Origin of the sequence: Nonomuraea aurantiaca, from assembly GCF_020215705.1 — a bacterium.
Taxonomy (GTDB): domain Bacteria; phylum Actinomycetota; class Actinomycetes; order Streptosporangiales; family Streptosporangiaceae; genus Nonomuraea; species Nonomuraea aurantiaca.
The window spans coordinates 918375-939710 of sequence record NZ_JAIWNB010000001.1; the positions used below are offsets into that span (position 1 = coordinate 918375).

20 protein-coding genes and 1 pseudogene are annotated in these 21336 nt (G+C 70.5%); 8 read left to right on the forward strand and 13 right to left on the reverse strand.

The features are described 5' to 3' along the window. Positions 1-183: 183 nt before the first annotated feature. Genes LDL49_RS04205 through LDL49_RS04225 form a run of 5 tightly spaced genes read right to left on the reverse strand, consistent with a single transcriptional unit; the run spans position 184 to position 4519 of the window. Positions 184-840 (reverse strand): nucleoside/nucleotide kinase family protein, encoded by a 657-nt coding sequence (locus LDL49_RS04205; RefSeq protein WP_225289536.1) that lies wholly within the window; start codon positions 838-840, stop codon positions 184-186. After that, the gene (locus LDL49_RS04210) at positions 837-1712 is read right to left on the reverse strand and encodes a sugar phosphate isomerase/epimerase family protein (RefSeq protein WP_225289537.1); all 876 of its coding nucleotides are present in this window, start codon (positions 1710-1712) and stop codon (positions 837-839) included. Before LDL49_RS04210 ends, LDL49_RS04205 begins: the two co-directional genes overlap by 4 nt. 35 nt (positions 1713-1747) lie before the next feature. Then, positions 1748-2494: an ATP-binding cassette domain-containing protein gene (locus LDL49_RS04215; RefSeq protein WP_225289538.1), complete on the reverse strand. Its 747-nt coding sequence runs from the start codon at positions 2492-2494 to the stop codon at positions 1748-1750. Further along, positions 2491-3465: an ABC transporter permease gene (locus tag LDL49_RS04220; protein ID WP_225289539.1), complete on the reverse strand. Its 975-nt coding sequence runs from the start codon at positions 3463-3465 to the stop codon at positions 2491-2493. The genes LDL49_RS04215 and LDL49_RS04220 overlap by 4 nt, the downstream gene beginning before the upstream one ends. Before the next feature lie 7 nt (positions 3466-3472). Next, positions 3473-4519: a sugar ABC transporter substrate-binding protein gene (locus LDL49_RS04225; RefSeq protein WP_225289540.1), complete on the reverse strand. Its 1047-nt coding sequence runs from the start codon at positions 4517-4519 to the stop codon at positions 3473-3475. Positions 4520-4649: 130 nt separating this feature from the next. Here LDL49_RS04225 and LDL49_RS04230 point away from each other — a divergent pair, with 130 nt between their 5' ends. Both LDL49_RS04230 and LDL49_RS04235 read left to right on the forward strand, forming a co-directional pair. Continuing rightward, positions 4650-5894: an ROK family transcriptional regulator gene (locus tag LDL49_RS04230; RefSeq protein WP_225289541.1), complete on the forward strand. Its 1245-nt coding sequence runs from the start codon at positions 4650-4652 to the stop codon at positions 5892-5894. 3 nt (positions 5895-5897) lie between these two features. After that, a complete protein-coding gene (locus tag LDL49_RS04235; protein WP_225289542.1) occupies positions 5898-6575 on the forward strand; it encodes an adenylate kinase family protein in 678 nt (225 codons plus the stop codon). Here the strand turns inward: LDL49_RS04235 and LDL49_RS04240 are convergent. Genes LDL49_RS04240 through LDL49_RS04255 form a run of 4 tightly spaced genes read right to left on the reverse strand, consistent with a single transcriptional unit; the run spans position 6549 to position 11419 of the window. Further along, positions 6549-7688 (reverse strand): acyl-CoA dehydrogenase family protein, encoded by a 1140-nt coding sequence (locus tag LDL49_RS04240; RefSeq protein WP_225289543.1) that lies wholly within the window; start codon positions 7686-7688, stop codon positions 6549-6551. The genes LDL49_RS04235 and LDL49_RS04240 overlap by 27 nt on opposite strands. 2 nt (positions 7689-7690) lie before the next feature. Then, positions 7691-9253, reverse strand: coding sequence for an AMP-binding protein (locus LDL49_RS04245; RefSeq protein WP_225289544.1), 1563 nt, complete (start codon positions 9251-9253; stop codon positions 7691-7693). A 19-nt stretch (positions 9254-9272) separates the two neighbouring features. Further along, positions 9273-10190 (reverse strand): sulfotransferase, encoded by a 918-nt coding sequence (locus tag LDL49_RS04250; protein ID WP_225289545.1) that lies wholly within the window; start codon positions 10188-10190, stop codon positions 9273-9275. Next, positions 10187-11419, reverse strand: coding sequence for a DegT/DnrJ/EryC1/StrS family aminotransferase (locus LDL49_RS04255; RefSeq protein WP_225289546.1), 1233 nt, complete (start codon positions 11417-11419; stop codon positions 10187-10189). Before LDL49_RS04255 ends, LDL49_RS04250 begins: the two co-directional genes overlap by 4 nt. Positions 11420-11614: 195 nt before the next feature. On the opposite strand from LDL49_RS04255, the gene LDL49_RS04260 reads away from it, so the two are divergent. The 5 genes from LDL49_RS04260 (at position 11615) to LDL49_RS04280 (ending at position 17717) form a co-directional block, all read left to right on the forward strand. Beyond that, on the forward strand, positions 11615-12979 hold the full coding sequence (locus LDL49_RS04260) for an FAD-binding oxidoreductase (protein WP_225289547.1): 1365 nt from the start codon (positions 11615-11617) through the stop codon (positions 12977-12979). Positions 12980-13095: 116 nt separating this feature from the next. Continuing rightward, positions 13096-14880, forward strand: coding sequence for a carbamoyltransferase family protein (locus LDL49_RS04265; RefSeq protein ID WP_225289548.1), 1785 nt, complete (start codon positions 13096-13098; stop codon positions 14878-14880). 36 nt (positions 14881-14916) lie between these two features. Beyond that, complete coding sequence (locus LDL49_RS04270; protein WP_225289549.1) at positions 14917-15714, forward strand: family 3 encapsulin nanocompartment shell protein; 798 nt, start codon at positions 14917-14919, stop codon at positions 15712-15714. A gap of 13 nt (positions 15715-15727) precedes the next feature. Next, a complete protein-coding gene (locus tag LDL49_RS04275) occupies positions 15728-16492 on the forward strand; it encodes an SDR family NAD(P)-dependent oxidoreductase (RefSeq protein ID WP_225289550.1) in 765 nt (254 codons plus the stop codon). Between the two features lie 52 nt (positions 16493-16544). Next, entirely contained in the window at positions 16545-17717 is a 1173-nt protein-coding gene (locus LDL49_RS04280) for an MFS transporter (protein ID WP_225289551.1), read from the forward strand. Here the strand turns inward: LDL49_RS04280 and LDL49_RS04285 are convergent. The 4 genes from LDL49_RS04285 to LDL49_RS04300 all read right to left on the reverse strand — a co-directional run bounded on the left by LDL49_RS04285 (position 17709) and on the right by LDL49_RS04300 (position 20999). Continuing rightward, positions 17709-18359 carry a response regulator gene (locus LDL49_RS04285; RefSeq protein WP_225289552.1) on the reverse strand — a complete coding sequence of 217 codons (651 nt, stop codon included), beginning with the start codon at positions 18357-18359 and terminating at the stop codon, positions 17709-17711. The two genes, LDL49_RS04280 and LDL49_RS04285, sit on opposite strands and share 9 nt — an antisense overlap. 476 nt (positions 18360-18835) lie before the next feature. Next, positions 18836-19393: an NUDIX domain-containing protein gene (locus tag LDL49_RS04290; RefSeq protein ID WP_225289553.1), complete on the reverse strand. Its 558-nt coding sequence runs from the start codon at positions 19391-19393 to the stop codon at positions 18836-18838. 5 nt (positions 19394-19398) lie between these two features. Then, positions 19399-19953, reverse strand: a complete 555-nt coding sequence (locus LDL49_RS04295; RefSeq protein WP_225289554.1) for a cupin domain-containing protein — start codon at positions 19951-19953, stop codon at positions 19399-19401. Between the two features lie 188 nt (positions 19954-20141). Further along, positions 20142-20999: an RNA-guided endonuclease InsQ/TnpB family protein gene (locus LDL49_RS04300; RefSeq protein ID WP_225289555.1), complete on the reverse strand. Its 858-nt coding sequence runs from the start codon at positions 20997-20999 to the stop codon at positions 20142-20144. Between the two features lie 71 nt (positions 21000-21070). On the opposite strand from LDL49_RS04300, the pseudogene tnpA reads away from it, so the two are divergent. After that, a pseudogene (gene tnpA / locus LDL49_RS04305) lies at positions 21071-21331 on the forward strand (IS200/IS605 family transposase); the annotation flags it as partial. Between the last annotated feature and the right edge of the window lie 5 nt (positions 21332-21336).

A 21336-nucleotide genomic window follows, 5' to 3' on the forward strand; every position in this document is an offset into this window, starting at 1 on the left:
GAGCTGGTCGCCGACCTCATCCAGGGGGGAGCAACGGGCGACCGAGGCGGAGGTACGGCTGCAGGCGCGGCTGGCCATCGCGGGCGACCTCGACGCGTGCACCCCGGAGGAGCAGGCGGTCATCGGGCGTCCGCGCGGGCCGGGGCGCGCAGGCGTCCGCGTCGGCCGGAGCGCGTGCGGGCGTCAGGCCTTGAGCGTGCGGAGGGTCGGGTCGGAGATCACGAGGTCGGCGTGCGTGCGGGTGCCGGTGACCAGGGTCGCGTTGCGCTGGTCGGTGCCCATCACCCAGGCCACGGCCGCGTCGTGCTCCTTGCCGAACCGCTCATGGCGGGCGACGAGCCGCCGCACGCGCTCGTCCTCGTCGAGATCGCAGTACCAGACCTCGTCGAGCTCGGGCCGGACCCGGGTCCAGTCGCCGTCGTGGAGCAGCAGGTAGTTGCCCTCGGTGACGATGAGGCGGGCGGTACGCGGGACCGGGATGCTGCCCGCGATCGGTTGTTCCAGGTCGCGTTCGAACGCCGGGGCGTAGATCACGTCGTCCTCGTCCTGGCGCAGGCGGCGCAGCAGCGCGGCGTACCCGGCGGCGTCGAAGGTGTCGGGAGCGCCCTTGCGGTCGCGCCGGCCGAGCCGCTCGAGCTCCACGTCGGCGAGGTGGAAGCCGTCCATCGGCACGTGCGCCACCCAGTCGAGCGCGGGCCGGTCCTGTCGCAGCAGCTGGACCAGGTTCTCGGCGAGCGTGGACTTGCCGGCTCCGGGGCTGCCCGTGATGCCCAGCACCGCGCGGTGGCCGTCTCGTACGAGGGAGCGGGCGCGGGCCGCCAGGTCGTGGAGGGTCGTCATCGAGCTCGGCTCGCGTGGAGCTGGCCGGTGATGAAGCCGTGGGCCTGGCGGGCCAGGTCCGCGCCGTCGGACCACAGGTTGCGCCAGATGGCCAGGTCGTTGGACAGCCCGCGCATCACCACGGCCGAGGAGAAGGACTCGAAGGTGATCGGCCCCTGGTAGCCGATGTCGGCCAGCGCGTGGAAGAACGAGGTGAAGTCCAGATGCCCGGAGCCGAGGTAGCCCCGGTGGTTCTCGCCGATGTGGACATAGCCGAGCCGGTCGCCGACGTCGTGCACCGGGCGTACGAGATCGTCCTCTTCGATGTTCATGTGGTAAGTGTCGAGGTGAATGAGGACATTGTCCTCCCCGATGTCGTCGGCGAGCCGGAGCGCGTCGCGCGCGGTGTTGATGACGTTGGTCTCGTAGCGGTTGCAGATCTCCAGGCCGAGCGTCATGTCGCGCCCCCGCGCCTCCTGCGCCAGGCCGCGCAGCACCGTCACCACGTTGCGGCGGCCGGCGTCGGTGAGCGGGCGGTCGTACTTGCCCAGGGCGCTGTAGAGGGCGCCGGTGAAGTGCGTGCCGCCGAGCTCGTGGGTGACGATGAGCGAGTCGTGCAGCAGCTTCTCGCCGCGCGCGACCACGTCCGCGTCGTCGCTGGAGACGTCGGCGTCGAAGGCGAGGCCGCGCGAGCAGGCCACGCCGAGGCCCGCCGACCGCAAGGCGTCGCGGGCGGCCGCGACGTCGAGGTTGGCGGAGTCGTGCAGGGACAGTTCGAGCAGGTCGAACCCGGTCTCCTTCGTCTTGCGGACGGCGTGCTCCACCGACGCGGGCGTGGTGTCGCCGACCCAGACGAGGGCGTGCACGCCGATGGGGTTGGTCGTGGTGGTCATCGTGGTGCTTTCTTCTCGGTGGTTCGGTACGGGGCTCACTGGGCGGTGGCGCCGGTGACGAGGGAGACGATCTCCTCGCCGGTGATCTCGGACGTACGGCGTCCGCCGACGCAGCGACCGGCGCGCATCACCCAGACCTGGTCGCTCAGGCGCATGACCTGCGCGAAGTTGTGGCTGATGAGCAGCACCGTGTGCCCCTCGTCGCGCAGCCGCAGGATGAGCTCCTCGACCCGGGCCGTCTCCTGGACGCCCAGCGCGGCCGTCGGCTCGTCCATGATGACGAGCCGGGAGCTGAAGCCCGCCGCGCGGCAGATGGCGACGGCCTGGCGCTGCCCGCCGGACAGCCGCCGGACGCGCGACTTCACCGCGGGGACGTTGACCGCGAGCGTGGAGACCATCTCCCGCGCGCGGGCCTGCATCGCCCGCCGGTCCAGGAACGAGACAGGACCGAACCCGCGGACGAGTTCGCGGTTGAGGAAGAGGTTCTGCCACACGGTGAGGTCCTCGACGAGGGCCAGGTTCTGGTGGACGGTCTCGATGCCCGCCCTACGGGCGTCGTCGGGGGAGTGGAAGTCGGCCTGCTCCCCCTCGAAGATGATGTGGCCGCTGTCGGGCCGGTGGATCCCGGAGACGCAGCGCACCAGCGTGGACTTGCCGGCGCCGTTGTCGCCGACCAGCGCCGTGATCTCTCCTTGGCGCAGGGAGAGCGAGACGTCGGCGAGGGCGCGGACGTTGCCGAACGACAGGGACACGTTCTGGCAGTCGAGCAGGGTGTTCGTCATCGCTGGAACCTTGTCAGGAGCGCGGCCAGCACCACGACGATGCCGACGGCGAGAGGCTGGTAGAACTGCGAGACGCCGAGCAGCGTCAGCCCGTTGACCAGCGCGACGAGCAGGAGCGCGCCGATGACCGGCCCGATGATGCTGCCCCGCCCGCCGAACAGGCTCACTCCGCCGAGCACGACCGCGGCCACGGAGTTGAGCAGGAAGGAGGTGTTGGCGGCCGGCTCGGCCGCGCCGATCCGGGCCACCAGCAGGATGGCCCCGAGCCCGGCGAGCACGCCGGAGATCGTGTAAACGGCGATCTTGACGCGCTGGGTGCTGATCCCCATGGCCGTCGCGGACTCCGCCGCCCCGCCCGTGGCCAGCACGTGCGTGCCGAACCGGGTGTGGAACAGCAGGACGTGCCCCAGCACCGCGACGACCGCCGCGATGACGAACGACCAGCCGAAGATCCCGATCCCGCCGGTCGAAAGACGCAGCAGCGCCGCGTCGATGATCGTCACGGGCTTGCCCTCGGACAGGATCAGCGCCAGCCCGGAGGCCGCCGAAAGGGTGCCGAGCGTCACGATGAAGTCGGTGATCCTGCCCCGGGCGATGATCACTCCGTTGACCACGCCGACCAGGCCCGAGGCGACGATGGCCGCCAGGCACGACAGCGACAGCCCCCAGCCCATCGCGTAGGCCTGGCCGAAGGCGACCGCGCCCAAGGTCATCGCGGAGGCGATCGACAGGTCGATGCCCGCCGTGGCGATGACGAACGTCTGGCCCACGCTCAGGATGATCAGGATGGCCGCGGCGACCAGCATCGAGGCGATGTTGCCGGCGCTGAGGAACGTGGGGTTCAGCGCCTGGAAGACGATCACCAGGACGACCAGCCCGACGAGGGCCGCCCACTCGGCCCAGAAGCCGACGTCCTTCAGGCGCGTGGTCCAGGCTTCGCGGTCGGGCGTGGCGATTGCGGTGTTTGCCATCTCTGTCCTACTGGATGAGGCTCTTGAACGGGTCGGTGTAGGTGCCGAACGGCTTTGGCGTGGCCGCCAGCGCCTTGTCCGCGTTGTCCTTGGTGACCAGCTCGACCGGGGACTTCACCTTGGGCGGCAGCGCCTTGCCCTTCGTGGCGGCCTGGCACGCCTCGACGCCCATCAGGCCCATCGCGTACGGGTACTGGGCGACGGTGCCGTCCAGCGTGCCGGCCTTGACCGCCTGGAGGGCGTCCTTGATGCCGTCGACGCTGATGACCTTGATCTGTCCCGCCTTGCCGGCGTTGGCGATGGCCCGCGCCACGCCGAGCCCCATGTCGTCGTTGGCGACGAAGAAGCCCCGCAGATCCGGCTGCGCGCGCATGACGTCGGTCGCGGCGGTGAGCGCGGTCTGGCGCTCCCAGTTCGCGGCGACGGTCTGGACGACCTTGAGATGGGGGCCGATGCCCTGCTGGAACCCCTCGACCCGGGCGCCGCTGGTGACGTCGCCCGCGATGCCGCCGATGACCGCGACGTCACCGGCGGGCACGAGCTCGCTCATCCGCTTGCCGGCCATCTTGCCGGCCTCGACGTTGTCCGTGCCGATGTAGGTGGCCAGCTTGACGTTGGCGCTGCCAGCGGCCCCGGCGTCGACCGGGCTGTCGATGTTGACGATGGGCTTGTCCTGCGCGCCGATCTTGGCCAGGCCCTGGATGAGGTTGGTGCCGGTGATCGGGTTGACGACGAAGCAGGAGAAGGGCTGCCCGGCCAGGCCGTTGAGCTTGTCCGCCTGCCCGGTGGTGTCGGTGATGGAGTCGGCCGCCTGGACCGTGAGAGCCACGCCGCTCCCCTTGGCCTGGTCGTCCATCCCCTGCTTCATCGTCTGGAAGAAGGGATTGTCCAGCCCCTTGATCACCGCGGCGACGCTCGGAGCTTCGGCGGCGGCGGCGTTCTTGCCGGACGGCCCGGCGGACACGCTGGAGCCGCAGGCTCCCAGAGCCAGCGTCCCGGCCGCCAGCGCGGCGGTGACCGCCGTCGCCCGCCTTCCCTGCGAGGTCATGTGCATCGGATGCCCCTTTCGGCGTCGATGGGATGACCGTATGGCTACTTCTGAACTCTGACAACCCATGTTTCGACTTTTTAAGTCGAAACATTCTTGACTTACGTGCACTCTCGGTCGCCGATAGAGTGGACTAATGGCCATAACAGGCGTGTCCGCCTTGCGGATGGGAGTCAGCTCGGGCGAGATCCTCAGCCTGTTCCGCGACATCCCCGGCGGGCTCACGAAGGCCGACGTCATGCGGCGCACCGGCCTGTCGCGCACCACGGTCAACCAGCGCCTCGACGGGCTGCTCACCGCCGGGCTGCTCATCCCCGCGCCCACGGAGGCGCGCACGGGCGGCCGGCCCGCCGGTCAGTTCGTCGTCAACCGCGACCGGGGCGTGCTGCTGGTGGCCGACGTGGGCGCCACCGGCCTGCGCACCGCCGTGTGCGACCTGGGCGGGGAGGTGCGAGCGGAGCGGGACGTCCGCGCCGACGTGACCAGCGGCCCGGCGGCGATCCTGACGATCGTGTCCGGGCTGTTCGCCGAGCTGCTCGACGAACGCGGCCACCAGCCGGGCGACGTGCTCGGCATCGGCATCGACGTGCCCGGTCCCGTCGACTTCGCGAGCGGGCGGGTGGTCAGCCCGCCGATCATGACCGGCTGGGACCGCTTCGACATCCCGGGCTGGTTCACCGCCCGCTACAACTGCCCGGTGCTGGTCGACAAGGACGTCAACGCGATGGCCTTCGGCGAGCAGCGCCTGCGCTACCCCGAGGTCCCGCACCTGCTCATGGTCAAGATCGGCACCGGTGTCGGCACCGGCCTCATCGCGGGTGGCCAGGTGCACCGGGGCGCCGACGGCGCGGCCGGCGACATCGGCCACATCCAGGTCGTGGTCGACGACGTGGCCGAGCCGCCGCTCTGCCGGTGCGGCAACCTCGGCTGCGTGGAGGCCTACGCCGGGGGCTGGGCGCTCGTCCGCGATCTCCAGGCGGCGGACCGCGACGTCACCACCGTCGACGACGCCGTGGGGCTGATCCGCTCGGGCGACCTGGCCGCGGTACGCCTGGCGCGGCGCGCCGCCCGCATCCTCGGCGGCGCCATCGCCGACACCGTCAACCTGTTCAACCCGCGCATCATCGCGATCGGCGGCCAGCTCGCGCACACCGACGAGCAGCTCTTCGCCGGCATCCGCGAGATCGTCTACCGGCGGTCACTGCCGCTGGCCACCCGCAATCTCCAGATCGTCCGCAGCGACCTCGACCCCGACGCGGGCATACTCGGGCTCGCGCAGCTGCTCGTGGACGGGATCTACGCTCCCCAGCGGGTCCAGGAGCTCGTCGATCGCGGCGCGGCGGCCACCGAGATCATGCTCCCCGTCCCCGGGGGAGAATGAGACATGCGGAAATACGTGATCCTCGGCGTGCAGGGCAGCGGCAAGGGCACCCAGAGCACCCTGCTGGCCACCGACCTCGACCTCGTGCACATCAGCGTCGGCGACATCTTCCGCTGGCACGTCAAGAGCCACACCAAGCTCGGCGCCCAGGTCCGCCGCCTGGTCGCGGCCGGTGAGCTCGTGGGCGACGACCTGGTCGAGGACGTCGTCAGGGAGCGCCTCCAGCAGCACGACTGGAACTACGGCTTCATCATCGACGGCTTCCCGCGCAGCCGGCGGCAGGCGGAGTTCTTCCTGGAGAGCTACGACATCGACGGCGTGATCCACCTCGACCTGCCCGACGCGGAGGTGCGGCGCCGGGTGCTGGCCAGGCGGCTGTGCTCGCGCTGCGGGATGGACTACAACCTGATCGCCCACCGGCCCGCGACCGAGGGCAGGTGCGACGTGTGCGGGGGCGAGCTCGTCACCCGCGAGGACGACGCCCCGGACGCGCTCGCCACGCGGCTGCGCGAATACCACGACAAGATCGACCCGGTCGTGGAGCTGTTCCGCGGCAAGGAGTACGTCATGACGGTCGACGCCCGCGACGACAAGGCCACCGTCCAGCGCAACATCCGCGCCCGCCTGCACCTGCCGCCGTACGTCCCGGAAAAGTCAGGGCGCGGCGTCGCGGCCGAGTAGCTGCCGGGCGACCACCAGCTTGGTGATCTGGGCGGTGCCGTCGGCGATCTGCAGCGCGATCACGTCGCGCAGCCGCTGGGCCTGCCGCAGCTCCTCCGAGTAACCGGCCTGCCCGAACGTGAGCAGCGCCTGCTGGACGGCGTCCGCGGCCATCCTCGGCACCCACCACTTGACCATGTTCGCCTCGGTCGTGTGCGGGAGCCCCTGGTCCTTGCGCCACAGCGCCTCGTAGCAGAGCGCCCTGCCGGCCCGCAGCTGCGTGGCGTACTCGACCAGGGGGAAGCTGAGTCCCTGGAAGGCGCCGAGCGGGCGGCCGAAGGCGCTGCGGGTGCGCGCCCGCTCCAGCGCGTCGTCGATCGCCGCCTGCGCGGTGCCCGTCGCCATCAACGCGATCAGCGCCCGCGAGTAGTCGAAGCCCCGCATGACCTGGACGAAGCCGAGGCCCTCGCCGCCCACGATCGTCTCGGGCCCGGTGCTCAGGCCGTCGAAGGTCAGGTGGGCACGGCCCACGGCGCGGTTGCCGAGGTCGGTGAACGCCTCCCGCTTCGCCGCGGCCAGGTCGGCGAGGAAGGCGGTGACGCCCCGCGCGCCCGGACCGCCCGTCCTGGCGAAGACCAGGCCGTGCGTGGCGGTCATGCCGAGCATGATCGAGGTCTTCTCGCCGTGCAGCAGCCAGGCTCCGTCCTGGGGAGTGGCGCGGAACTCGATGGCGGCGGCGTCCGAGCCGTGCTCGGGCTCCGTCAGGCAGATGGCCGGGATCAGCTCTCCCGAGGCCAGGGCGGGCAGCCAGGCGCCCCGCTGCTCCGGTGAGGCGTTGGCCTGGAGGATGTCGGCCACGAGCGCGGCGTTGAGCACCAGGTAGCAGCTGTTCACGTCGGCGCGGGCGAGCTCTTCGAGCACCAGGCCGGTGGTCACGGCGTCGGCGCCCGCGCCGCCGTACTCCTTGCGGACGCGCAGGCCGAGCAGGCCCATGCGGGCCAGCTCGCCGGGCAGCTCGGGGCGCATGGCCGCGGCCCGGTCGTCGGACTGGTAGTGCGGGGCGAGGCGCTCGGCCGCGAAGTCGCGCACCCGGGCGCGCAGCCGCTCCTGCTCGTCGTCGAAGGCGAAGTCCATGCTCAGCCCATCCGTTCGCGCAGCTCGAACTTCTGTACCTTGCCCGAGGCCGTCTTCGGCAGCTCGGCGACGACCGTCAGGCGTTCCGGCCAGAACTGCCGGGCCATGCCGAGCCGTTCCAGATGCAGCTGTACGTCGGCGAGCGAGGGCGGTTCCCCGTCCGGGACGACGTAGGCGCACGCCCGCTCGCCGAGACGCTCGTCGGGGTAGGCCACCAGCGCGGCCTCCTTGATCCGCGGATGCCGCCACAGCGCGGCCTCCACCTCGACCACGGGGATCTTCTCCCCACCCCTGACGATCAGATCCTTGGCCCGGCCGGTGATCCGGATGCCGCCCTCGCCGTCGTCCCTGGCCAGGTCGCCCGTGTCGAACCAGCCGTCGCCGGTGAGGGACTCGGCGTACAGGTCGGGGCGTTTCCAGTAGCCCACGCACTGGTTCGCGCCGCGTACCTGCAAGCGGTCGCCGGCGATCCGGACCTGCATCCAGGGAGCGGGGCGGCCATCGGAGCGCGCGGCGAGATCCGGCGGGTCCTCGGGGCGGGTGATCGTGACCGTGGCGTTCTCCGTCATGCCCCACAGCGCGTACATGCGCACGCCGAGCACCTCGGCCGCCTCCTCCACGACCTTCGGCGGGATCGGCGACCCGCCGCACGCGAAGGAGTCGAGGGTCCGCAGGTCACGGGGCCGGGCGCGCTGCGCGGCGATGGCGTCGACCACGAACGTGGTGGCGCCCATGCCGAAGTTGACGCCCTCCGACTCGACCAGGCCGAGCATGACGTCCGGGTCCCACACGTCCTGGAACACCGCCCGGCCGCCGAGCTGGAGCGGCATCAGGAAGCAATAGAGGTAGCCGGCCTGGTGGGTGAGCGGCGAGCCCATGTGGACGACCAGATCCTCGTCCAGCCCGAGGGCCTCCGCCTCGGTGCGGATGCCGGCGTACAGCGTGTTGTGGGTGTGCATCACGCCCTTGGGCTCGCCCGTCGTCCCCGAGGTGAACATCACCTGGGCCAGATCGTCGGGGTCCGCCTCCGGCTGGCCGAGCCGGACGTCGCCGCCGGACATGAAGACGTCGTCGAAGTCGAGCGGGCCGCCGCCGATGGTCACCGCGTGCCGCAGCGTCGGCACCTCCTTGGCGATCTCGGCGAGCATCCCGGCGTAGTCGAAGCCGCGGAACGACGCGGGCGCGACGCAGACCTTCGCTTCCGTACGTTCCAGCATGAAGCCGACCTCGCGTTTGCGCAGGATCGGGATGATGGGGTTGACCGCCGCGCCGACCCGCATGCAGGCCAGCGCGAGCGGCGGGAACTGCCACCAGTTCGGCAGCTGGAGCGCGACCACGTCGCCGGGGCCGACGCCCAGCTCGGTCAGGGCCCCGGCGAACCGCTCCACGAGTCGCGATAAATCCGCGTATGTCAGTTTGACCAGGTCGGCGGCGCCCGCCTGGTGCGCCGTGATCGCGACGCGGCCGGGGGAGCGCTCCACGGCCCGCCGGAGGTCGTCCAAGGGTGTGCCGTCCCGCCACCAGCCTTCGCGGTAGCAGTGCTCGGCGTTGCTTCGCCAGTTCACGGGTGCTCCCATCGGCGTGTCAGAGGCTCGTCAGGCGGTAGCCGTACCTGCTCATGAGCGGCAGCGCGGCGAGGGTGCTCAGCGCGACGCTCGAGGCCGGCAGGGCGGTGCGCCAGGCGTCGTCGGGCCTGATGGCCACGGGCCCGGTGCGCAGCCGGTCGGGATTGCCGGTCACGGTGTGGTTGACGCCGAGCCGGGCGGTGTCGCCGTCGAGCACCGGGCCGGGCGGCGGGAGACCCGCCCACGCCATGACCTGGCCGATCGTCTCGGCGGGCCGCGCGGCGAAGTCCTCGTACCTGAGCCTGAGGCACCTGCCGGGATAGGCGCGCGCGATCCACTCCGACGCCGCGTTGAAGCCGGTCCAGTACGCGCTGCTGCGCAGGGGGCTCATGGCCGGGATGTAGCCCTTGGCGCGGTGCCAGGAGTAGGCGGTCGCCCTGGGGTCGCGCACCATGTGCAGCACCTGGGGCCGCAGGTCGGGCAGGCCCATGAGGTGGGCCGCCTCGGCGGGGAACTTGGAGGTGTCGACGATCACCTCGGCGTCCAGCGCCGCGCCGATCGCGGTGTAGAGCCGCCGCTTGACCTCGCTGATCCGCCGCACGTCGCGCGGCGGCCGGGCCAGGCCCCGTGCCTCGCGCAGCCGCTCCTGGGTGAAGCGGGTGCGCAGGCGGGCGTTGTGCAGGCCGATCATCTCCGCTGCGAGCGAGTGGCCGTCCAGCTCGCGTAGCACCTGCCGCCACACGTCGCAGTCCTGCAGGTCCTTGCCGCAGCCGCAGGTGCTGTTGGTGCCGGTGCCGAGCACACCGTTGGACCACAGGTAGTTGAGCTCGCCCACGTGCGCGACGCCCGGCAGTTCGTTGAGCAGGTTGCCGAGCAGCGTGCTGCCCGATCTGCACCAGCCCGTGACGTAGAGCACTCGCGGCGCCGCGGGGGTCATCGGCTCGCGGTCCGTCCGGCGAGCGCACTCTGGGCGGCGGCTTTTCTGACGGCGGTCACCAGACGGTCGCAGTCGGCCAGGTCCAGGTTCGCCGAGAGCGGGATGTCGATCGCCTCGCTGACATAGCGGGCCGACGTCGGGAAGAGGCTCCGCGCGGCCTCCGGGTTGTCGCCGAGCAGGAAGTGCCAGTTCCAAAAGGCGCGTACGTTGACGTCGTCGCGGTCGCCCAGCGCGCGGGCGTCCACCCCCTCGGCCGCGACGGCCTCGGCGAAGGCGACGCACTCCCGCGGCGTGGCCCCCGGCAGCCGGAAGACCAGCGCCTCCCCGAGGTAGGCGCCCGGCGCCACCGGCTGCCGCAGCGCGATCCCGTCGAGGTCCGCCAGCCGCTCGGCCACGTAGTCGTAGTTGCGGCGATGGGCGGCCAGCCGGTCGGGCAGCCGGTGGAGCAGGGCCCCGGCCAGCGCCGCCCTGATCTCGTCCATGCGGAAGCTGAAGATGGGGAACGCCCGGTCGTCGACGTCCGGGACCTTGCCGGGGAAGTGGCGGGCCATCCGGCCTTCGTAGGCGCCGCTGTAGACCACCGCGCGGGCGTACGCCTCGGGGTCGTCGGTGAGCAGGAACCCGCCTTCGCCGGTGTTGAGCGACTTGTCGGACTGGGTGCTGAAGGCGCCGAAGTGGCCGAACGTACCCAGGTAGCGGCCGTCGAGCCGCGCGCCGAGGGCGGGCACCGCGTCCTCGACCACCAAGGCGCCGTACTCCTCCGCCAGTCGGCATATTTCCGGCATGTCGCTGGCGAAGCCGCGCATGTGCACCACGACGACCGCCTTGGCGCCCTCGTCGAAGACCCGGCGCAGGTCGCGCACGTCCAGGTGGAGGTTCTCGTCGCACTCCACGAGCACCGGCCGGTGCCCGGCGAGCAGGATCGCGCTCGGCGTGGCCGCGAAGGTGAACGCGGGACAGGCGATCGGCGAGCCGGCGGGCAGCTGGAGCGCGAGCAGGCTCAGGGTGATCGCGGTGGTGCCGCTGGCGCAGGCCAGCGCGTGCCGGGCGCCGAACACCTCGCACAGCCGCCGTTCGAAGAGCCCGGTAAATGTCTCCTCGTGCGGCCGGAAATCGTAACGGAAGAACAACTGGGCGCGCAGCGCCTCGATCGCCGCGGCGAGGTCCTCCGGGCTGAGGAAGACATCGCCCTTGTCATAAGTGGGCCAGGTGGTCAGAGGTGGATTCACCGGTCCCTCGAATCTCTTGATGCAAATAACGTGAGCTATTGGCCGGGTAGTGAATTACACGATGGACCTGAGAGCGCGCGTCGGACCTAAGAGCCGACTATCGCGGCAAGTCCCCGGAAAGGCAACCCCCCTCGCGTGTGTCACAAATGCGTGATAAGCCGTCGAAGAACCTCGACCTGAGAAAGGAACGAGCCAGTGACGGTCTCCACGCTGAACGCTCTGAACGCCGCCTGTCCCGATCGGGTGGTCGGACCCTGCCACCCCGCTTATGACGAGGTGCGGCTGCTCTTCAACGGCATGCACGATCTGCGGCCGCGGCTGATCTGCCTGCCGCGTGACGTCGCGGAGCTGCGGGCGGTGATCCGTACCGCGCGCGAGGCCGGGCTGGTCACGGCGGTGCGCGGCGGCGGGCACAACGTCGCCGGGTACGCCTCCGTCGAGGACGGGCTGGTCATCGACCTGCGGCTGATGAGCTCGGTGACGGTCGATCCGGGCGAGCGCATCGCCACGGTCGGCGGCGGCGCCACCTGGAGCCAGGTGGACCTGGCGACCACCGCGTACGGGCTGGCCACCACGGGCGGCACCTTCGACACCACCGGCGTCGGCGGCCTGACCCTGGGCGGCGGCCTCGGACACCTGATGGGCAGATACGGCCTGACCTGCGACAACGTCCTCTCCTACCAGCTCGTCACGGCCGCCGGGGAGGTGGTCGAGGTGGACGCGGAGCGCGATCCCGAGCTCGACTGGGCGCTGCGCGGCGCGGGCCACAACTTCGGCGTGGTGACGGAGTTCCGCTTCCGTACGCACCCGGTGGGCCTGCTGTACGGCGGCTGCGTGGCCTATCCGCGCGCCGAGCTCGGCCGGGCGGTGCGCCTGTTCCGCGAGCTCATGCTCGACGCGCCCGACGAGCTCAACTGCACGCTGTTCCTGAAAAGGTACGGTCCCACGCACGTCCCGGCGGCGGTGATCTGCGTGGCCTACAGCGGCGACGACGAAGGCTACCGGGCGGCGCTGGAGAAGCGGCTGCGCGGGCCGGAGATCCTCGACTGGCAGCTCATGCCCAGGTCGTACCTGTCGCTGCAGGCCGCGCTCGGCCGCCTGGCGTTCGGGCTCCGGCACTACTGGAGCGCCCGCTTCGCCGACGCCCTGCCGGACGCGCTGGCCGACGCGCTGGTCGAGCGGTTCCTGGCCGGCCGGTGGCTGGGGCCCTTCAGGGACGGGATCCTCGTGGAGGCGCTGCACGGCGCGGTGCGGCGGGTGCCCGCCGAGGCCACGGCCGTGCCCTTCCGCGGCGCCGCCTTCAACGTCACGGGCACGGCCATCTGGGCCGACCCGGCCGCCGACGAGGAGCGGATCGCCTGGGCGCGGTCCGTCTCGGCCGCCGCCGAGCCGTACAGCCGCTGGGGCGACGGCTACATCAACTATGCGTCCACCGGCGACCGGGCCAGGAAGACCTTCGGCGAGACGGCCTTCGACCGGCTGACCTCGGTGAAACGGCGGCTGGACCCGGACAACTTCTTCCGCGCCAACTACAACGTCGCGCCCTCGGCCGTCCGCTGAGCCGCGTCCACCGGCTCAACGATGCGTCGCCCCCGGGGTCATCACCAAGTGGACGCCGTCCAGGGCGGCATGACCTTCACTGGTGGGACTCGGGTCCTTCACCGCAAGGAGTTCTCGTGATCGTCCTCGGATACAACGGGTTCGGTAAGGTCGCCGAACTCTTCGCGCGTTATTACGGGTCGACGGGAATCGACCGCCACATGCTTTACGGCCATGATTCCTCGGCGGCCCTCATGGTGGACGGGGAATTGGTCGCGGCCGTCGAGGAGGAGCGGCTCAATCGCGAGAAGAAGACCGCCCGGTTTCCGGCCCAGGCCATCGAATGGGTTTTAAGGGAGGCCGGGAAGACATACGAAGAGGTCGATGTCTTCGCGCATTCCTGGCGTTTCTCCCAGGACGTCATGAACAACATGATCGTCGAGATCGTGGACGCCGACGCGCCGGTGGACAAGAAATTCGCCAGGCTGCGGCGGCTCGACGACACCTATACCCGGATTTTCAGCCGGGAGGCCATTCTCGCCGACTTCCACGAGCACACGGGACACCCGCTGACGGCCGAGAAGCTGGTCACGGTGCCGCATCACCTCGCCCACCTGATGACGGGATACCACCTGTCCGGGGGCGGGGACGCGGCCTTCGTGGTCAGCGACGGCCGGGCGGAGTGGCTGTCGGCGATCCTCGGCGAGGTGCGCGACGGCAAGGTGCGCCTGTTCGACGACGCGACCGTGGACGGGGACAACTCGCTGGCCCTGCTGTTCGCGGTGCTGACCAGGTATCTCGGCTTCGTGCCCAACAACGACGAGTACAAGGTCATGGGGCTGGCCGGCTACGGCCCGCCGCCGGAGCCCAATCCGCTGCTCAAGCACGTGGTGGCGCTGACGGACAACGGCCGCTACACCATCCCCTACGCGCCGCGGGCCGTCCGCGCCTATTACGCGCTGTTCGACCGGATCTTCGACACGGACCCGGACGGGCGGGAGGACTTCGACGTGCGCGTCCGGGTAGCCGGGGCCGCCCAGGAGATGATCGAGGCGGTGACGGCCCACCAGCTGCGCGCGCTGGAGGAGCGCAGCGCGCTCCCGCGGCTGCTGTTCGAGGGCGGCCTGGCGCTGAACTGCGTCAACAACACCAAGCTGCTCGAAGGGTCCAGGTTCACCGAGATGGAGGTGAGCTTCGGCGCCAGCGACCCCGGGGTGGCCATCGGCGCCGCCTTCTACGCCAGTCAGGAGGCGGGCGACAAGCCGAGGGTCTCCGGCTCGCCGTACCTGGGGCCCGCGTACGGCGACGAGGAGATCCGCGCCACGCTCGACGCTCACGCGGGGCGCGTCGAATGGCGCGAGCTGGCACCCGGCGACGTGGCGCGGGAGACGGCCGCGCTGCTGCGGGAGAAGTGCGTGCTCGGCTGGTTCCAGGGCCGGACCGAGTACGGGCCGCGCGCGCTGGGCAACCGGAGCATTCTGGCCAATCCCCGGTTCGGCGATATCAAGGACATCATCAACGACCGGATCAAGCACCGGGAGCCGTTCCGGCCGTTCGCGCCCGTCGTCCTCGAGGACGTGGCCCCCGAGGTGTTCGAGATGGGAAAGAAGCGGGCCTCGCCGTACATGACGTTCGTCTTCCCCGTACGGCCCGGCTACCGCGACCTGATTCCCGGAGCCACGCACGTGGACGGCACGTCCAGGATTCAGACGATCCGCGAGGAGGACAACCCGCTGCTGGCGGAGTTGCTCCGTGCCTTCACCGAGCTGACCGGGGTGCCCTGTCTCATCAACACCTCGTTCAACGTGGCCGGCGAGCCCATCGTGTGCTCTCCGGCCGACGCCATGGACTGCTTCCTGAAGACCGAGATGGATTACCTCGTGCTCGGACGGTTTGTAGCCACCAAATCAGCTCAGCGTTGACAACCATTTCAACGGTCTTTCGGGGAGGGGCAAGGCATGTCTCCTGGCGAGGAGTTCGCGTGGGCGGTGGCGGGCTCGCGGAACGGCGGCGACGTCGAGGTACCGTACCGGCTGGCGCTGACCGAGGCGTTCCCGCTGTTCAAGACCCGGCCGCGCTACACGGTCCGGCACCTGCTGAAGAGCGCGAAGGTGGGCGACGGGCAGGTGCCCTACGTGCACGAGGCGCCGCCGCCCGAGCTGGCGCCGTCGGGCACCTCGTACGCCGAGACGCCCGAGTCCGTCTTCGCCGCCAGCGTCCGCGTGGCCGCCCTGACCGAGGTCAAGGTCGGCGTGCCCGTGCCGAAGGGCGTGCTCGACGAGCCCGGCCTGCTGGCCGCCTTCGTGGACTATCGCGTGCTCGTACGGCTGTCCACGGTCGAGAACCAGATCCTGCTGCACGGATCGGGCGACGGCGCGATCGACGGGCTGCTGCACCTGGCGGACTCGCGCCACGCGCCGTTCGACGGCGATCCCGAGGACGCGCTGACCGCGGCGGCGGCCGAGGTCGAGGAGACCGGCGGCTCGTGCGACGGCATCGTCACCCACCCGGGCCTGTACTGGAAGCTGGTCCGGGACGGGACGCTCGACCGGCTGGCGACGGCCGGGATCCGCGTCTCGCGCACCCGCATGATCGGCGCGGGGGACGCGCTGCTCGGCGACTTCCGCGCGGCCGTGACGCTGCTCGACCCCGCGCAGTCCACGCTGCGGCTGCGCCGGGACACCGAGGTCATCGAGGCGAGCACTCGCGTCGGCCTGGCCGTACATCTGCCGCAGCACTTCCTGCTGCTCTCCTGAGAGGTGTCTGGTCATGGACCTTGGGTTGAACGGACGTGTCGCGCTCGTGGCGGCGGCCAGCAGCGGGCTCGGGCTGGCCGTGGCCCGCACGCTGGCGGCCGAAGGCGCGCACGTCTCCATCTGCGCGCGCGAGCCCGACCGGCTGGCGCGGGCGCACGCCGAGATCGACGCCGCGGGTCCGGGACGGGTGCTCAGCACCAGCGTGGACGTGCGCGACGAGGCGGCCGTGGCCAAGTGGGTGGGGCGCACCACCGACGAGTTCGGCTCGCTGCACATCGTGGTCAGCAGCTCGGGCGGGGTGCCGCACGGGTCGCTGGAGGAGTTCGACGTGCCCGTGTACCGGCGGGCGCTGGAGGAGAACACGATCCCGCACGTGAGCGTCGTCCTGGCCGCCCTGCCGCACCTGGACACCGGCTGGGGCAGGGTGCTGATGCTCACCTCCGAGGCGGTACGCCAGCCGCTGCCCCTGACCGGCCTGTCGGCCGTCGCCCGGCTGGGCGTGCTGGGCTTCGCCAAGGGGCTCGTACCGAGCCTCGGCCCGCGCGGCATCACCGTGAACGTCCTCGCCCAGGGCTTCCACCGCACGCCCGCGCTCGACCACCAGTTCGGCGACGAGGCGGACGCGGCGCTGGCCCGGGTGGCCGAGGGGCTGCCGATGCGCAGGATCGGGCGGCCGGGCGACTTCGGGGCGATCGCCGCGTTCCTGGCCAGCGAGCACACCTCCTTCATCACGGGCGTGGTGTTGCTGGTTGACGGCGGCAACACCCGCGGCCTGTGAGCGGTGCTCGTTCATGAGTGGTCCTGCTGATGAACGGCGGCGCCTGCGGCCTGTGACCACTTGGGCGCGGACGTTCGCCGGGCTGGTGGCGGCGCTGTTCGTCACGTTCACGGCGTTCGGCGCGGCGGTGCCGGTGATCCCGCGGCTGGTGACGGAGGAACTGGGCGGCACGCCGTTCGCCGTCGGCGCGGCCTTCACCGCGACGGCGGCGGTGACACTGGCGCTGCGCCCCTACGGCGGCCAGCTCGCGCAGCGCTTCGGCGGTCGCCGGCTGATGCTGGCCGGCTCGGCCCTGGCCGCCGTCGTCGGCGCTCTGTACGCGCTCCCGTGGGGCCTGCCCGGCCTCATCACCACCCGGCTCGTCATGGGCGTCGCCGAGGCGTTGCTGTTCACGGCGGGGTCGGTGTGGACGGTCCAGCTCGCGCCCGAGAACCGCCGGGGACAGATCGTCGGCTGGTACGGCCTGGCCATGTGGGGCGGCTTCATGGCCGGTCCCGCCTTGGGCGAGGCGCTGTACCGTCTCGGCTCCTACCCGGCGGTGTGGGCCGCCGCCGTGGTCCTGCCGCTCGTCGCCGTCGCGGTGCTGAGCCTGCTGCCGTCCGGCGCGCGGCTGCCGGTCGTGTCGCGCAAGCTCATCCCGGGCGCCGCGGTGCTGCCGGGGCTGGCACTGGGCATGGGGGCGTTCGGGTACGGCGTGCTGGTGGGTTTCGGCGCGCTGGCCCTGGCTTCCAGAGGGATCTCCAACGGGCCCGTACTGCTCAGCGTGTTCAGCGCCGCGTACATCACGACCCGGCTCGTGGCCGGCCGCCTCCCGGACCGGCTCGGCCCGATGCCGGTGATCGTCGCGTCGAGCCTCGCGGAGGCCGCCGGTCTGGCCATGATCGGATTCGCGCCCGGCTGGTGGGTGGCGGCGGCGGGGGCGGTGCTGTCAGGGGCGGGGTTCACCCTGCTCTACCCGTCACTCGCGATGATCACGATCAGCCGGGCGCCGGAGGCGGAGCGGGGGGCGGCGCTGGGGGCGCTGAGCTCGCTGTACGACATCTTCTTCGGGCTCGCGGGGCTGGTCGGCGGGGTGGTCGCGGACATCAGCTATCCGGGGACGTTCGCGCTGGCGGCGGCCGTCGTCCTCGGCTCACTCGCCCTCGGCCCACTGGCGACGCGCCAGATCCCTACCCGGCAGGCCGGAGTGGCGAGGGGCGAAGGAGACCAACGGCCGTCAGGTTGACATGAGGCCGGAGCGGTAGGCGAAGGAGACCAGCTGGGCCCGATCCTTGGCCTTCAGCTTCGCGCGGAGCCGGTGCAAATGGGTGCGTACCGTACTGACCCCGATGTACAACTCTCCCGCCACCTCCTCGGTCGACCGCCCCTGCGCGACCAGGAGAAGGACCTGCTGCTCGCGCGGCGTCAGTCCGGCCAGCGTGGGCTGCTCCAGCTCGGCGGGAGGGGGCTCCCGCTGCCTGAACCAGTCGACCAGCCGCTGCGTCACGACGGGCGAGAGCATGGTCTGCCCCCGGCCCGCCGCCCTGATGACGGCGACGACCTCGTCCTGCGTGGAATCCTGGGTCAGCAGCCCGTTCGCGCCCGCGCGCAGCACGTCGGTGACCGTCTGATCGGTGTGGTCGACGGTGAACACGACCACCCGTGGCTCGGGGTCCAGCTTCTCGGCCCGTAATCGCTGGATCAGCTCCAGCCCGGACAGCCCGCCGAGAGTCAGCCCGGTGACCACGACCTCGGGATGATGCTTGCGGGCGAGCATGATCGCATGGACTCCGCTGTCGGTGGTCTCGATCACGTTGACGTCGTCCCTGGACGCCAGGATCGACAGGAGGCCGAATCGGGTTATCGCGTATTTATCACAGATAATCACTCTTAGTGACGCACCGCACATGCGAACTCTTTTCCGTGATTTGTGGGCAGCATGTCACATCTGTTCGGTTATGCCGTCCTAGTACACGCCAAATCAGGGATTTCTAGGGGGTGCGGCATCTTGACATTTGGTCCGACTTGGAGCTGGACAAGTGGGTAATGTGCCGGGGCGCGGGTGAGAGATGGTCACTGTCCGTCTCCACGGCCTGGATGGCGGGGGGATAGCCCTGTCGGCCCGCCGTCCAACGGCTACGATCGCCGGGTAGCGTCGGCGTGGCCACGCGGAGCCGGGACCCTGCTGGTGTGAGGAAGTCGCACTCCCTCGCCGCGAGACGAAAAGGCTCAGTGCTGCTGTGCAGACGGCGCTTTAGATGCCGTCCTATCGATGGCCATCGTGAATTCTTGACGATCCCGTCCTTAAAAGGTCGGCGATCGAGCCCTTTGCCCTTGCTGCCGTTCGAGCGGTGCCGTGATGACCTACTGGCTCGAGAGCAGGAACAGCGTGTAGGCCGCCAGCGTCGCGGCGTCCGTGATCTCGCCGTCGCGGATCATGACCTCGAAGTCCGCGCGCTTGAACCACCGATGCAGCAGATCCTGCTCCTCGACCTCCAGCTCGTTGGGTCCCGGCTCCAGCCCCGTGGCCACGAACACGTCGAACCCCTGTGACGACATGCCCTTGGCGCAGCTCAGCCGCCCCAGGTGCCGCATGTCCGCCGCCGTCAGGCCGGTCTCCTGGCGCAGCTCCTCGCGCGCCAGGTGCTCGGGATCGCCGGTCCGCATCTGCGGGAACGTGCCCTGCGGGAACTCCCACGAGCGGGCGCGGATCGGGTAGCGGTACTGCTCCACCAGATGCAGCCCGTCGTTCTCGACCGGGATGACCAGCGCGTAGTCGGGCTTCTCGACGTAGGAGTAGATGCCTTCTGAACCGTCCAGGCGGCGGATGCGGTCCTCGCGCATGCGCAGGTACGGGCTCTCGTACACGACCTCGGTCGAGAGGCGCCTGATGGGATGCTCGCTGTCCGGTCGTACGTCCATGGCTCCTACTCGGTACGCGCGGTGAAGTCGGCGAAGTCGAACCCCGGTGAGACGACGCAGCTGACCAGGACCTCCTCGCCGCCGGCGGGCCGGGCCGACTGCCACACGCCGCCCGGCACCACGGCCTGCGGCACCTGGCCGTCCTCGACCAGCGGGCCCAGGATGACGCTCTCGTCGCCGATCGTCAGGCTCAGCGGACCGCCCCGGTGCCACAGCCACACCTCGTCGGACCGGACCACGTGCGGGACCGACTCCTCGCCGGGCCCCAGCAGGAAGTAGATGCCGGTGGCGGAGGAACGGGAGCCGGGATAGCCGGCGGGCAGGAAGGAGACGGGCGCCCGCCAGGTCTCACGGAACCAGCCGCCCTCGGGATGGGGCAGCAGGTCCAGGGCGCGGGCGATGGGCGGGCGATCCTCGAACGCGATCGCCGCGCCGGTGACGTCACGGCGCAGGAATCGGGTGCCGTCGAGGACCAGCTGGCCGTCCAGCTCGCTGGCCAGGGCCTCAGCCTCGTCGGCGACCTGGATGGACGGGCCGCCCGGATAGATCGTCAGCTCCACGTGGGAGATCCTACGTGCTGGGGTTTGCGGCGGCGGTGAGGCCGCCGCCGGACCGCCTCTCAGTGGCGAACGGATGGCCGGGTGCAAGTCGTCTCACCCTGACCAGTCGCCGTGTGAATCTTCTTTCTATCGGTCGGAGCGGGCGTTGACCTGCTCCCCGTCTTGAAGGGACGGGGATTCCCGTGCCGCTATGCGGCAGCTCGTGCCGCTTGCGCGGCCCGTGCTGTGGAACGGGGTGCTTGACGTTTCGCGGACCCGGGTGGGTCTCCACGCCCTGAGACGACCAGCCCGGCCGCCTGCCCTTTGCTCTTGATGTTTCTCGCCCCGACAATGTCGGCGTGCTCGGTGTGCCCGCAAGAAGTGCAGGAGAAGATCGCTTGGCTCTTGCGGCTCTTCTCGTCCACCTTCCCGCACGCAGATTCCGGGCACGTCTGAGACGTGTACACAGGATTGATCTTATGGATGACACTGCCGGTGTAACGGGCCTTCGAGCGAAGCGCGACCTCCAGGCCATACCAACCCTTGTCGAGAATCGCCCTGTTGAGCCCGGACTTCGCCGCCGCGCCGTTGCACAGGAACCTGCCCGGCCGGCCGGGGTCGGGCTTCGGCTTGACGGCGAACTTGGGCAGCGACACCCGCCCCCACCTGCGGCCGATCCGCTCCACGGGCAGGTGTTGGGCGGTGGGGAACCGAAACGAGGGCCGCCACTTCGCCTTCGACTTCCAGCGCACCTTCCACGTGCCATGCTTGCGGCACGCCTGGTCCAGGTCCTTGAGGGTCTGCTGGATCACCTGGGCGGGAGCGTCGGCGAGCCAGCCGCAGTACGGGTCCTTCTTCGCCTCGGCGAGCTGCTTGCACTGCTCGGCATAGTTGATCCACTGCCCGCGCCGCCGGTATTCCCGCCGTTGTTCGAGACCGGTGTTCCACACGGCCCGGCAGATCCCGCCCAGCCTCTCGGCGAACGCCCGCTGCCCGAAGTCGAACTCCAAGCGGTACTTCCGGCCCACCAGCATGCGCAACACCCCCGTCTCCCACGCGACGTCCACGTCTCACCGACTCGAACACATTATCGTCTGGCCAATGGGCTCGGAAGGGGAATAACCGCTGCGGCACACACGTGGCTTCCGCGACGCACATCCATCTGGCCTTCATGACCAAATACCGCAAGAACGTGTTCGACGACGTGATGCTGCGCCGCTGCGAAGACATCATGATCGAGGTGTGCGACAGTTTCGAGGCCGAACTCCGCGAGTTCAACGGCGAACACGACCACATCCACCTGCTCGTTCACTACCCGCCCAAGGTCGCGATCAGCAAACGAGTCAACTCGTTGAAGGGCGTCTCCTCGCACTACCTGCGCAAGGAGTTCACCGTTCGGTAATT